General features: G+C 55.5%; 13 protein-coding genes. 3 read left to right on the top strand and 10 right to left on the bottom strand.

The genetic code is table 11. The annotated features are described in order from the left end of the window. Positions 1 to 9: 9 nt before the first annotated feature. Genes ACRBCU_RS00450 through irrA form a run of 9 tightly spaced genes read right to left on the bottom strand, consistent with a single transcriptional unit; the run spans position 10 to position 7477 of the window. Positions 10 to 723 (bottom strand): alpha/beta fold hydrolase, encoded by a 714-nt coding sequence (locus tag ACRBCU_RS00450; protein WP_431363389.1) that lies wholly within the window; start codon positions 721 to 723, stop codon positions 10 to 12. Beyond that, positions 716 to 1516, bottom strand: a complete 801-nt coding sequence (gene pcaD / locus ACRBCU_RS00445) for a 3-oxoadipate enol-lactonase (RefSeq protein WP_431363388.1) — start codon at positions 1514 to 1516, stop codon at positions 716 to 718. The genes ACRBCU_RS00450 and pcaD overlap by 8 nt, the downstream gene beginning before the upstream one ends. Then, a complete protein-coding gene (locus ACRBCU_RS00440; protein WP_431363387.1) occupies positions 1513 to 2721 on the bottom strand; it encodes an endonuclease/exonuclease/phosphatase family protein in 1209 nt (402 codons plus the stop codon). The genes pcaD and ACRBCU_RS00440 overlap by 4 nt, the downstream gene beginning before the upstream one ends. A gap of 4 nt (positions 2722 to 2725) precedes the next feature. Then, a complete protein-coding gene (locus ACRBCU_RS00435; RefSeq protein WP_431363386.1) occupies positions 2726 to 3697 on the bottom strand; it encodes a threonine ammonia-lyase in 972 nt (323 codons plus the stop codon). Beyond that, positions 3694 to 4521: an alpha/beta fold hydrolase gene (locus tag ACRBCU_RS00430; RefSeq protein ID WP_431363385.1), complete on the bottom strand. Its 828-nt coding sequence runs from the start codon at positions 4519 to 4521 to the stop codon at positions 3694 to 3696. The genes ACRBCU_RS00435 and ACRBCU_RS00430 overlap by 4 nt, the downstream gene beginning before the upstream one ends. Beyond that, positions 4522 to 5208 carry a haloacid dehalogenase type II gene (locus ACRBCU_RS00425; RefSeq protein ID WP_431363384.1) on the bottom strand — a complete coding sequence of 229 codons (687 nt, stop codon included), beginning with the start codon at positions 5206 to 5208 and terminating at the stop codon, positions 4522 to 4524. 58 nt (positions 5209 to 5266) lie between these two features. Continuing rightward, positions 5267 to 6253, bottom strand: a complete 987-nt coding sequence (locus tag ACRBCU_RS00420) for an NADPH:quinone reductase (RefSeq protein WP_431363383.1) — start codon at positions 6251 to 6253, stop codon at positions 5267 to 5269. Between the two features lie 10 nt (positions 6254 to 6263). Beyond that, entirely contained in the window at positions 6264 to 7058 is a 795-nt protein-coding gene (locus ACRBCU_RS00415; protein WP_431363382.1) for a metallophosphoesterase, read from the bottom strand. After that, the gene (gene irrA / locus ACRBCU_RS00410; protein WP_431363381.1) at positions 7058 to 7477 is read right to left on the bottom strand and encodes an iron response transcriptional regulator IrrA; all 420 of its coding nucleotides are present in this window, start codon (positions 7475 to 7477) and stop codon (positions 7058 to 7060) included. The genes ACRBCU_RS00415 and irrA overlap by 1 nt, the downstream gene beginning before the upstream one ends. 148 nt (positions 7478 to 7625) lie before the next feature. Between irrA and fabA the strand changes: the two genes are divergently transcribed. Then, entirely contained in the window at positions 7626 to 8135 is a 510-nt protein-coding gene (fabA, locus tag ACRBCU_RS00405; RefSeq protein WP_431363380.1) for a bifunctional 3-hydroxydecanoyl-ACP dehydratase/trans-2-decenoyl-ACP isomerase, read from the top strand. Between the two features lie 65 nt (positions 8136 to 8200). Here fabA and ACRBCU_RS00400 read toward each other — a convergent pair whose 3' ends face one another. Continuing rightward, a complete protein-coding gene (locus ACRBCU_RS00400) occupies positions 8201 to 9145 on the bottom strand; it encodes an AEC family transporter (protein WP_431363379.1) in 945 nt (314 codons plus the stop codon). Positions 9146 to 9553: 408 nt separating this feature from the next. Between ACRBCU_RS00400 and ACRBCU_RS00395 the strand changes: the two genes are divergently transcribed. Both ACRBCU_RS00395 and ACRBCU_RS00390 read left to right on the top strand, forming a co-directional pair. Next, positions 9554 to 9970, top strand: a complete 417-nt coding sequence (locus ACRBCU_RS00395) for a VOC family protein (RefSeq protein ID WP_431363378.1) — start codon at positions 9554 to 9556, stop codon at positions 9968 to 9970. A 161-nt stretch (positions 9971 to 10131) separates the two neighbouring features. Continuing rightward, a complete protein-coding gene (locus ACRBCU_RS00390) occupies positions 10132 to 12015 on the top strand; it encodes an SLC13 family permease (RefSeq protein ID WP_431363377.1) in 1884 nt (627 codons plus the stop codon). The last annotated feature ends 75 nt before the right edge of the window (positions 12016 to 12090 follow it).

The following is a 12090-nucleotide window of genomic DNA, read 5'->3' as shown; positions in this document are numbered from 1 at the left end:
GCGCGCCTGTTACCGCGCCTTTGCGATCTTGTCGAGCAATGCCGCCAATCCCGCAGGGTCCGCAAAAAATGGCGAATGGGACGTCGCCATCTCGTAACGTTCTTCTGGGCTCAAGCGCGCGGCCATTTCGATCTGAAATTCGGGCGGAATCGTTTTATCATTGGTGCAACGGATATAGGCCTTCGAGGTCCGCTCATAATTCGCGCCCAGCTCCAAACGCGTCAACTGCGGCAGGTTCGGTTCAGGAACGATATTCGCTTTGGCATAGGCGATTACCTCATCAGAGCAATCATGATAAAAAGCGGCTTTGGCGTGATCCAGTTTCGGCGACCAACTCAGGCGATCCTCGCTGATTTCAATAGCGTCCATCAAAGGTTGGCTCTTTTGCATTTTGCGCATGCTAATCACGGATTCCCCAGAAAACGGCGCATAAGCACATAGATAAATCAACCGCGCGATCTTGTCTGGAGCGGCCTCTGCCGCCGCGGCAATCGGAAAGCCCGCCATGGAATGCCCGACCAAAATCACAGGGGTCTCAATCGCGGCTAAAATCGCATCGCGGTATCCGTCGAGCGTTGCCTCCGCGATCGGCGTTTTGTCCTCCCCGTGGCTCGGCAAATCAATCGCACGTGCTGTGTGACCCAAGCCCTCAAGCGCCGGGATCACATCGCGCCAGCACCATGCCCCATGGCAAGAGCCGTGGATCAAAAGGAACTCAGCCATTCGAGCCGTGAGCAATACTATCCATGAACCTCATCAGGTGCTTGGCATATAACTCAGGCTGCTCCACGCAGGGCAAATGCCCCGCTTTACGCATCAACTCAAAGCCAGAGCCGGGGATCAACCCCATCAACTCGCGCACCATATCTGGCGGCGTGGCACCATCCTCAGACCCTGCAATGCCCAGCGCTGGCAGGCGCAACCCAGAGGTTGGCGTGATCATATCCGTACGGGCAATCGCAGCCATATTCGCGTTATATCCGTCCGCTGGCTGACGCGTCAGCATATTGCGCCACATGTGCAATTCACCGGTCTCGCGGAACGCTTTAGAGAACCAACGCTCCATCGTCGCATCTGCGGCTGCCTCGATCCCGCCCGTGGTGACCAAGTTGATACGATCGTTCCACATTTCGGTGTTGCCAATCTTTGCACCCGTGTTGGACAGGACAATACCTCGGATCAGATCAAGACGTTTCACCGCCAGCCCTTGCGCAATCAATCCGCCCATAGACAGCCCGACAAAAACCGCGTCTTTAACACCCGCATGTTCCATCAAGCGTTCGGTATCCGTGACCAAGCCACCCATATTGTAGGGGCCTTCAGGGCAAGACGACAGGCCATGCCCGCGCGTATCATACCGGATATAGCGCAAGCCCTCTTTGGGCATGAAATCCAAAACAGGATCCCAGAGCCGCAGGTCCGTGCCGAGCGAGTTGGAAAAGACCACAGGCGCGCCATCTGGATCGCCATCCTCGCGCCAGTGAAGCTGCGCATCGCCTGCATCAAACCATTTCATCGCGTCTCTCCTTCGCTGTCGTTCAGCGCCAAATGCACCATGATTTGACCATGATCCGAGGCGAGTTTGTTATACGGCGCATCCTCATGGCTTCCGTCGGTCAAATGATCGTTGAACACACTGAAATACTCCATCGCCCCCAATTTACCCCCCGCTTCTGGCACGAAATGACGCGAGAGATAGATTTGATCAACGCTCTCAAACACCCCGCCAAAGGCTGAGGTGTAGACCATATCACGCAGCGATTTTTTCACAAAAAGCTTTTCGGCAGAATGCAAACGCACCGCGCTGATCTCTGCTTGGATCTGCTCGTTCTCTTCCTTGCTATAGCGATCATTAGAGGCTTTCGCATTGTGGCGCAGCATCCATGAATAGTTCTTGAACGGCTTTTCGCCCGCGATAATTTCGCTGCTGACCGCATGTTCGCTATCGTTGAAATCCCCCATGACAATAACGGGGCGGCCTGCTTCCAGTTCAGCGACAATCTCGCGGCGCAGCACCCATGCTTCGGCCATGCGGCGCATCGCGGCGCGTGCTGATCCCAGTGCGCGGCCAACCGCATCGTATTCCGCCAGATCAGATTCAGGCGCGAACTCCGCACCCTCGGGGCGCACAAATTCGCCAAGCTTGGATTTCAGGTGGCAGTTAAAGACCGTTACCACCTCTTTGCCCATTGGTACCCGCGCCTTTAGGATAGGCCGCGAGAGCCGCGAAAAACGGTAAAACCCGCCATCGCCGCCGCCCATATCCTGAAATGGAATGTCGAGCGGTTCGGGCAGGTCTTGAATAATTTCAGGTGTTTCAACGAAACCAAAGCGCGACAGGAGCGCAACGCCCGGGCGACGCTGCCCCGGCTCGCCATCATTCACATTGGGCGCAAAGGCCAGCGCTGCATCGCGGTAGCCTGTGTATTTCAATTTACGAAAAATCGCCTTTTTACGATAGCGTTTGGAGCGGTCGGGGATCACATCCTCGTTGCTTTCCTCGCCAATCTCGTCGGCCTCTTCAATCACATCACGGAGCGCTTTTTCCTCGAAAATTTCTTGGAACCCAACGATATCCGCGTCCATGGTCACAATCTGATCGGCGAGCCATGCTTCTTTCCAAGCGTGCTCCTCTTCCGTGTAGATTTGGAACTTATAGTATTCTTTTTCGGCCCCGATCAGGTTTTTGACGTTAAAGCTGGCAATCGTTACGCGGTCCATCTGTCTACTCCAAGGTTGCCAAGGCGCGCATGAACACGTCCTTGTCGACATTGCCGCCAGAGGCGGTGACGATCACCGTATCCTCGTTCAAATCACTCCCGTGAAACAGCGCTGCCGCCAGCGCGACAGCGCCGCCTGGCTCGATCACCACGCGCAAACGCTCGAACGCGAGGGCCATCGCGCGTAGGGTCTCTTCTTCGCTCACCGCAAAGCCCGCGCCGCAGAGGCGGTGCATGATCGGAAAGGTCAAATCCCCCGGCTGTGGCGTGATGATCGCATCGCAGATCGAGCCTGTCAGCGCGTTGTTGCGCTGGATCGCGCCTGTGTGCAGCGAGCGGGCCACATCGTCAAATCCGACGGGCTCCGCCGTGCGCACTTTGAAATTTGGCGCGTCCGATTCCAGTGCCATCGCGATGCCAGAGGTGAGACCGCCGCCACCGCAGCAGGTGATGACTTCGGCGCGCTCAATGCCCTCTTCTTTCGCCTGCTCGGCGATTTCAATGCCGCAGGTGCCCTGCCCCGCAATCACAAAGGAATTGTCGAAGGGTTTGACCAAAGTTAGCCCACGCTCTTTGGAGAGTTTATCGCCAATCAAGTCGCGATCTTCGCTGCCGCGATCATACAAAACCACCTCAGCGCCCAGCGCGCGTGTGTTCTCGATTTTCACGCGCGGCGCATCTTCCGGCATGATAATCACCGCAGAGACACCGTGCATTTTCGCAGCCAAAGCAACGCCTTGCGCATGGTTTCCACTGGAAAAAGCAATCACGCCCTTGGCGCGTTTGTCAGGCTCCATCCCCGAGAGAGCGGACCAGCCGCCGCGAAACTTGAAGCTGCCTGTGTGTTGCAGGCACTCAGCTTTCAGGAACAGCTTGCGCCCAGCGATCTCGTCCAGAAACGGTGAGGACAAAAGCGGCGTGCGCCGCACGGTGCCCTTGCCACGCGCGTAGGCGGCGCGGATCATCTCGATATTCATTGCATTTCAGCGATCCACGCGAGCAGAAGGTCCACGGCTTCGGGTTCATCCAAGAACGGCACATGGGCGCGATCTGGCACCACTGCGCCCTTGGCTTCGGGCAGGCGTTTGAGCATTTCTTCGTAGGTTTCTTGTGTCAGCAGATCAGAGTTCGCGCCGCGAATGATCGCTGTCGGCAAGCCGTTTAACGCCTCAAGCCACGGCCAAAGGTCGGGCACGGCGGCATGGCTGCTCGCCTCCACCGCGTCGCGCAATTTGGCATCGTAGGTCAGTTCCAACCCGTCTGCGGTCTCATTGAAAAACTTCGCCACCTCTTCGTCCCAGCGCGTTTGCGGCACATTCGGGAAAAGATCGCGCATCACATGGGCGCGCGCAGCGGAGGCTTCAGCCAAGGTTTTGGCCTTCGGCTTGATGCCGAGATAGGTCATGATGACCTCGATCCCCTTGGGATCAAGCACAGGGCCAACATCATTGATCGCCACGCCAAGCAGGCGCGTCTTGAGCGTCGCGGCGAGGCCCATCGCGATCAAGCCACCGCGCGAGGTGCCAAGGATCGCGGCCTTTTCCAGCCCCAGATGGTCCAGCAATTCCACCGCATCCGTCGCTTCGCGCATGATATTATAGGTGTTGAAATCATCCGCCCAATCGGATTTTCCGCGCCCACGATAATCAAGGCGGATCACGCGATTGCCTTTGAGATGTGGCAGCACATATTCAAAGTCGCGGCTATCACGAGTCAGGCCAGACAGGCAGAGGATCGGCAGGCCGGTGCCTTCATCCTCATAGTGCAAAGAGAGACCGTCAGAAGTGTCAAATCGGGGCATTTAGAGACCTGCGAGTTTAGGAATTTCGGTAAGATCGGAAAGCACATGCTGCGGCTCGGCAAAGAGACGGTCCATCGGCTCGCCCGCGCGGTTGACCCATGCGGTTTGGAAGCCAAAGCCGCTCGCCGCGGCCGCATCCCAACCGTTGGAAGAGACAAAAAGCACCTCATCCGCGCTGCACTTAAAGCGGTCCAGCACCATCTGGTAGACCTTTGGATCAGGCTTGAACACGCCAACGTCCTCCACCGAAAGAACCGCGTCCAGATAAATCTCGAGCCCAGCCGATTTGACCGCGCCTTCCAGCATCTCAGGTTCACCATTGGAAAGGATCGCAGTCTTCATGCCAGCAGCCTTGAGCGTCGCCAGCATCATCGGAACTTCGCGGTAGGCCGCAAGTTCCCAATAGAGCGACAACAGTCGTTCACGCAGCTCGACGTCGCCATCAAGACCTGTGCGCTCTAACGCCCAATCGAGGCCGTTTTCCGTGACCGTCCAGAAATCAATGTGATTGCCACTGACGGCACGCAACCAGGAATAACTGAGCTGCTTTTGGCGCCAAAACTCGGCCAGCTCAGTGGCTTTTTCAGCGAGCTTCGTGCGCCCGGGCTCAGCGGCGGCAGTGCGCGCAGCCGCACCCACATCAAAAAGCGTCCCGTAAGCGTCAAAGACACAGATCTTTATTGGCATATGCGCCCCCCATTTTGCGCCACCATGGCGCGGGGGGCGTGGAGGGGCAAGGGTCGCGTTAGATTTTCAACAAAACCGCCCCGTTGCGCCCTGCACTCATCACTCGTTCATGGGCTTTTGCCGCGTCTTCGAGGGGCATGATGTCATGTATGGCTGGATGCAAGGCACCTGCGCTCAAGGCGTCATGAAGCTTTGCGATCGCCGCTGTGCGCGCAGTATCTTCAAGAATGTAGACCAGAACTATGTCGATGGTGATCGCTTTGAACAATAAAGGTCCGAAGGGCAGCGTCGGCGTCATATCGATTTGCGAGCCATAGGCGGCAATGGTGCCGTTGGCGCGCACAACTTCGGCTAATAGATCAATGTTCGCGCCGAATTCGACCTCCACGGCGCGGTCCACGCCTTTGCCATCGGTGAGAGACAGGATTTGCGCCGCCAAGTCAGGCGCTCGATAGTCGAGCACATGATCCGCGCCCGCTGCTTTCACGCGCTCGAATGCGCTGGGGGAGGCTGTCGCAATTACCGTCGCGCCGCCCCATTTGGCAAGCTGCACCGCGTTGTGCCCCACCGCGCCTGCGCCACCAGAGATCAACAGGGTTTGCCCTGCGACATCACCGCCGCCAAACGTCGTATGCGCCGCAGTAAGGGCGGGAATGCCAAGGGTTGCGCCCGCCTCCAAAGACACACCATCGGGTAAGGTAACCGCTTGCTCGGCTGGCAAGGTAATGGCCTCGGCCGCCGTGCCAAAGGCGCGTTGCCATTGGCCGTTCCAAATCCAGACCTTTTCGCCAATGCGTGCAGGGTCAACGCCCGCGCCCACAGCCTCGATCACCCCCGCGCCATCAGAATGCGGGACCACCAGATCAAAGGCGGGTTTGAGCACGCCGGGCCGAGTGCCAGAGCGGGCCTTGGCATCGGAGGGGTTCACACCAGAATAGGCGAGCTTAACGCGCACTTCGCCAGTCGCAGGTTCGGGCATTGCAATGTCGTGCATAGCCAGCACGTCGCTCGCTGCACCAAATTCTGAATAGCCTATCGCGCGCATAATTTTGTCCTTACAGTGCAGGCATGAACCCGTGATCTGCGGTGCAGAATGGTTCGAACTGAAGCCTTAGAATATCATCCGCATATGTCAGCACGCCAATCTCGGGTGGCTCATGTGCGGGGGTGAAACTGTCCCAATCCCATGCGGGCATCGGGGGCGGTGCCTGATAGAGCACAGAGCGGATCGAGGCAAAAGGCAAACCCTGCGTCACACCCTGCATGTGACGGTGTACATGGCCGAACAAGAGCTGGCGCACATTCGGCGCGGCGGCAAGCATGTTTAGCAATGTCGCACCTGTGTCGATGCAGTTCGGATCTAGCATGGGATAGCCAAGCGCAAGTGGCGGGTGATGACAAAACACGACCGTCGGGGTTTTTCTGTCACGGGCCAATTTATCCGCGAGCCAATCGCGGCGCGTCTCGCAGAACGATCCATCGTCGCTGTTCTCGGTCAGCGTATCAAGACAGATCAATCGCAGACCGTCCAGCGTTACGGCATATTGGAGGAACCCGTCCTGCACTGAATCGGGTAAAGCGAGCGCTTGTGAAAACTCAGATCGCAAGTCGTGATTACCGGTCATCGGCAGGTAGGGCATTGGCAAATGCGCCAATCGGTTGGCCAATTCCGCGTAGTTTTCGCGTGTTGGCTCATCCACCATATCGCCGGAAATGACACAAAGCGCGGCGTCACTGTGGTGTTTGGAGATATGCTCGATCAACACATCTAAACGCGCGCGCGGATCATAGCCGAACTGATCGCCAGCAGATGTGAAATGGAGATCGCTAAACCAGAGCAGTTTGACCATTAAGCCCGGCGCAGACGGATCACCACATCGACCTTGGCGATTTCCATACCCTCGGGCACATCCGGCAGCGACGCGATCTCCAGCTTGCTGGCGTCTGCATCGCTCAAACGGCCCTCATCTTCCCAATAGAAATGGGGGTGATCGTGGGTATTTGTGTCGAAGTAACTTTTGGAGCCGTCAACCGTGACTTCTTGCACCAAACCAACTTCGCAAAAGGCGCGCAGCGTGTTGTAGACGGTCGCGAGCGACACGCTCTCACCCTGCCCTTTTGCCGAGGCAAACAGGCTTTCGGCGGTGACATGGCGGTGATTGCCATCGCCTACCAAAAGATCCGCTAAAGCAAGGCGTTGCCGCGTCGGGCGCAGTCCTGCGCCAGCAAGCCAATCGGCGGCGCGGTTCTGAGGGGTCGGCTGGGTCATCACTCGTCCTTGCATGTATTGCCTCCATATAAGCGCTTTTGCGAGGCATTTTCAATTGCAAGAAGTATATCGCCGCGACGTCGCTCTCTTGCACCCCTCTGCACCGCGATGCTACACCTCGGAAAACATGCTTAATGCAGGAGCCATCATGTCCAATTTCCCCAGCAGCTTTGACAAAGACGACCTTCTCAAATGCGCAAGAGGCGAGCTGTTTGGCGAGGGCAATGCCCAATTGCCAGAACCACCCATGTTGATGATGGACCGCATTACCGATTGCTCCGCAGATGGCGGCGCACATGGCAAAGGCTATATCGAAGCGGAATTCGATATCTCGCCTGATCTGTGGTTCTTTGACTGCCACTTCCCTGGCAATCCGATCATGCCCGGCTGTCTTGGCCTTGATGGTCTGTGGCAGCTTACCGGATTCAACCTCGGCTGGCGCGGCTGGCAGGGTCGCGGCTATGCGCTTGGCGTGGGTGAAGTGAAACTGAAAGGCATGGTGCGTCCTGATCGCAAGATGCTGACCTATAAGATCGATTTCACCAAGGCGATCCAAACCCGCCGCCTGACAATGGGCGTTGCGGACGGCATCGTCGAAGCAGATGGCGAAGTGATTTACGAGGTCACAGGCATGAAAGTTGCTCTATCTGAGAGCTAAGCCGAAAGGCCGTACTTGTTTCACAGGTACGGCCAATTTGTTTGACTTCGGTTTTGTTTGCACCGCTACGTTAGCCAGAGCAACAGGCCACTTAAGGTCAAAAACGCAAATGCGGTCGCGACAAGCATTGCGATCGAAGCGACACCCTCTTGACCATACTCCTGCGCTAAAACCGGATAGATGCTAAACATTGGCATCGCGGCTGAAAGAATGACCGCGACCTGCAACTCAGCGGGCAAATATACAATTCCAGTTCCTGTAAACAGCAGCAGCACCAATCCCATCACCGCAGGATGCAAAACCAGCTTTGCAGCAGCAATCTGACTCGCAAATGCGCGGTTGCCTTTCAAGGGCAATCCAACCAACGAGCCGCCAATCACCACGAGCGCCACGGCCGAGGCAGAGGCTGATAACATCTGCAACAGGCGAGTGAAGGCGTCGGGCATTGGCACTTGAAACACCGACACAAAGACGCCGAGCAGCAGCCCAATAATCATCGGTCGTTTTAGGATTCCCCAAAACAGTTCAGCCAGCCTGCGCCGGATAGGCGTTTCGACTGTGTCTTGCGAAAGATCCAAGAGTATCAGGCAGATCGGGATCAGGAAAAAGTTCTCAACGAGGAAATTCAGCGCCAGTATCACCCCAGCCTCATTGGGCAAGATCAGTAGCATCATAGGATAGCCAATGAACCCCGAGTTCGGGCAACCGCTTCCGAACACCGCAACAGCGCGTCGCAACTTGTCTCGGCTGGTAAATGTGAACCAAAGGAAAGACAGCGCGAGCGTAGTGAGGCTGCCAATGAGAAAGATGAGAATGTAGCCGTAATCAAACACTTCGGCAAAGTCTCGTGAGGCCACAGCATTGAACAAAAGTGCGGGCAAAGCGATGTTCAAGACATAACTCCCCAGCACTTTCATAGCGGAGGGTGCGAACCACCCTTTGAAAACCACCAAATATCCGATGGCGATTGCTGCATAAATTGGGAAGGTAATCGTTAGAATTGCACTCATGCCCTAATCCCACGACGATCAAACGCAAAAGCGGCCAAGAAATGCGCTAAGCGGTTGCCCCGCCGCAAGTTAGGGGCCTTCTCAAAATATGTGTATTGGAATGAGCTGTCCCCGCAGAGGACACCATCTACGCATGAAAAACCTAACAATGGTGAAACCCTTTCAGAAGGTTGCTGTCGCTTGATCATCTCGCGCCCAGCAATCCGCCTGTTGAGACATGACAAAACCACCACTTATTCTCAAGCAATTTCGATAATGCGCCCGCTGCGAGGTTTCTCCAGAAGGCCAATAGAAAGGCTAAGATCGACAGCAGGCTTCGTGCCCCCCCTTCACTGGGTCAAATAAAGCGCTACACTCGAAGCAGGCAACAAACGCGCTGTGAAGATTAGTAAATAGCAGGAAGACCCAATGATCTCTTATGTCACTGTCGGCGCGGATGATATTGACCGCGCAAAACGGTTCTATGACGCGGTTTTGCCTGCACTTGGATATGGGCTGAAAGTAGGGCCTGAAGGACTTAGCTACGCTCTCCCAGTAGAGCCGGATCAGCCCCCTATTTTCGCGGATTTTTATGTGAAGCCGACGTTCGACAAACGCCCTGCAAGCGCAGGGAACGGCGTCATGATTGCGTTCGAAGCCCGCTCTCAGCAGCAAGTTCGCGACCTTCACGCGGCTGCGTTAACCTCTGGCGGCACGGATGAAGGGCAACCAGGGTTTCGCGCAGATTACGGGCCGCAGTTCTATGTCAGTTACTTGCGTGATCCCCAAGGAAACAAGATCGCGCTGTTTTCGAGCGATCCAAATGAACCCGCTCGAGACGATTAGGCAGTAATTGCACCGCCCCTTCGACGCCTCGAATTGGTGCCAATTTACCTTTATGGTTTACTTGATCGCGAGCCTGTTCCAAGCTGGTCCAACCTTTGCGCCTAACGGCTTCTGGTGGATGATTTTGGTATTTAGCGGCCGCGCGGGCAAAAAGAGGGACAATGGAAACACTGGCATTCACGACCGAGATGGCAGTGGTGATTGGACTATTAGGCTTTACTGTATTCCTGTTCGTGTCAGAAATCGTCAGGATCGATTTGGCCGCCGTTTTGGTTCTCGTGATTGTCGGCATTCTTAGCTACATTCCGGGACTAGAGAACCTCGCGGATGTGCCGCATTTGTTCGACGGTTTTGCATCGAACGCTGTGATATCGATAATCGCTGTTATGATCGTCGGTGCTGGGCTTGATAAAACCGGCATCATGAACAAAGTCGCAGCCGCAATCCTGAAACACGGAGGCAAGACCGAAGCGCGTATTTTGCCAATCATTTCAGGAACCGTAGGTTTCATTTCAAGTTTCCTTCAGAACGTCGGCGCTGCGGCGCTTTTCCTTCCTGTGGTCAGCCGAATTTCAACCCGCTCGGGCATCGCGATGTCACGCCTCTTAATGCCGATGGGGTTCTGCGCGATTTTGGGCGGCACAATGACCATGGTCGGGTCTTCCCCGCTGATTTTGCTGAACGATCTGATCCTCACTGCAAACGCATCGCTACCAGCTGATATGCAAATGGACACGTTTGGTTTGTTTTCGGTCACGCCAATCGGGATCGCGCTCGTGGCGACGGGCATCCTCTATTTCGTGCTGTTTGGCCGCTTCGTTCTGCCCAATGTCGCGCGAGACGATGTTTCGACAGGCATTTCGATCAAAGAATATGTGCGTAAACTCTACGGTGTTGAAACGGACTTGTTTGAGATTGATCTTCCAGCGGGCTGTAGCCTTGATGGTGAAATGATGGTCGAAGCGATGCGCCGTCATCACATCCATATTCTGGGATCCTACTATCAGGGACAACGCTTTTTAGCGCCGCCGCCAGTTACCACCGAAATCACAACCCCGTGTCGTTTGGCGATCCTCGGTGAGCGCCGCGAAGCGGAGAACCTTGCAAAAACACATGGCGCGCGTTTGCTGGATGATCTGGATATCTTCTCAGAGGAATACGCAGCTACAAATGCAGGTATCGCTGAAGTTGTCATTCCCCCAGGCTCTAGCCTGATTGGCAAAACAGCAATAGAGGTTGAAATTCGCAAAATCTATGGCTTGAGCATGTTGGCGATTTATCGCGGTGAAGAAACATTGAGCCTCGTTGAAACCGAAGATCACAAGCCCACGCGCATCGGATACGAACCGCTACAAGCCGGCGACACGCTTGTTGGGTTCATTCACTGGAATCGCCTCGCCAAACTGTCTAAGGATCGCGATTTCGTCGTTGTCACCTCGGATTTCCCGCGTGAAGAGCTACGCCCGCAAAAGGTAATGTGGGCGTTATTCTTCTTCGCGGTCTCCCTGTCGATGATCCTTTTCACCGACGTTCGGCTTTCGCTTTGCCTGCTCACTGGCGCTGTCGGAATGATGCTTTCGAAGGTTCTTAGCATAGACGAAGCCTATCGCTCTGTCGGTTGGAACACCGTCTTTTTGCTAGCTAGCCTCATACCGCTTGGGCAAGCAGTGCAGAACACTGGAACTGCCGCTTGGATTGCTCAGCAAATTCTGGTGCTTCTCGACGGCTGGCCGATTTGGGCGCTTCAGGCAGGTATAGCGATCCTTGCAACGGTCTTCTCTTTGGTCATGTCAAATGTGGGAGCCACGGTTTTGTTGGTCCCATTAGCCGTTTCAATCGCTCTCGCAGCAGGTGCCAACCCAGCGGTATTTGCGCTGACTGTCGCAATATCAACATCAAATTCGTTCATAATCCCGACACATCAGGTCAACGCCCTAATTATGGGACCCGGCGGATATAAGGTCATTGATTTTGTCAGATCGGGCGGCATCATGACCGTTCTTTTTCTGATCGTTTCAATGGTAATGCTGAATTTGGTTTTCTGAGCGATTGACGATGTAGGATGATAAGGCAGCTCATCGATAGGCGCGAACAAATCGGCTGTTGAACGACCTACCTAG

The sequence above is a fragment of the Planktotalea sp. genome, from assembly GCF_050633725.1.
Classification (GTDB): Bacteria; Pseudomonadota; Alphaproteobacteria; order Rhodobacterales; family Rhodobacteraceae; genus Planktotalea.
Note: the sequence above shows the minus strand (reverse complement) of the source record. Positions and strands in the feature narration are given on the sequence as shown.

Excerpts from the sequence above, each read along its gene's own strand:
- ACRBCU_RS00435 (WP_431363386.1), bottom strand. The coding sequence starts at position 3,697 with ATGAATATCGAGATGATCCGCGCCGCCTACGCGCGTGGCAAGGGCACC.
- irrA (WP_431363381.1), bottom strand. The coding sequence starts at position 7,477 with ATGACCCAGCCGACCCCTCAGAACCGCGCCGCCGATTGGCTTGCTGGC.
- ACRBCU_RS00415 (WP_431363382.1), bottom strand. The coding sequence starts at position 7,058 with ATGGTCAAACTGCTCTGGTTTAGCGATCTCCATTTCACATCTGCTGGC.
- ACRBCU_RS00425 (WP_431363384.1), bottom strand. The coding sequence starts at position 5,208 with ATGCCAATAAAGATCTGTGTCTTTGACGCTTACGGGACGCTTTTTGAT.
- ACRBCU_RS00390 (WP_431363377.1), top strand. The coding sequence starts at position 10,132 with ATGGAAACACTGGCATTCACGACCGAGATGGCAGTGGTGATTGGACTA.
- ACRBCU_RS00420 (WP_431363383.1), bottom strand. The coding sequence starts at position 6,253 with ATGCGCGCGATAGGCTATTCAGAATTTGGTGCAGCGAGCGACGTGCTG.
- pcaD (WP_431363388.1), bottom strand. The coding sequence starts at position 1,516 with ATGAAATGGTTTGATGCAGGCGATGCGCAGCTTCACTGGCGCGAGGAT.
- ACRBCU_RS00450 (WP_431363389.1), bottom strand. The coding sequence starts at position 723 with ATGGCTGAGTTCCTTTTGATCCACGGCTCTTGCCATGGGGCATGGTGC.
- ACRBCU_RS00395 (WP_431363378.1), top strand. The coding sequence starts at position 9,554 with ATGATCTCTTATGTCACTGTCGGCGCGGATGATATTGACCGCGCAAAA.
- ACRBCU_RS00440 (WP_431363387.1), bottom strand. The coding sequence starts at position 2,721 with ATGGACCGCGTAACGATTGCCAGCTTTAACGTCAAAAACCTGATCGGG.
- fabA (WP_431363380.1), top strand. The coding sequence starts at position 7,626 with ATGTCCAATTTCCCCAGCAGCTTTGACAAAGACGACCTTCTCAAATGC.
- ACRBCU_RS00400 (WP_431363379.1), bottom strand. The coding sequence starts at position 9,145 with ATGAGTGCAATTCTAACGATTACCTTCCCAATTTATGCAGCAATCGCC.
- ACRBCU_RS00430 (WP_431363385.1), bottom strand. The coding sequence starts at position 4,521 with ATGCCCCGATTTGACACTTCTGACGGTCTCTCTTTGCACTATGAGGAT.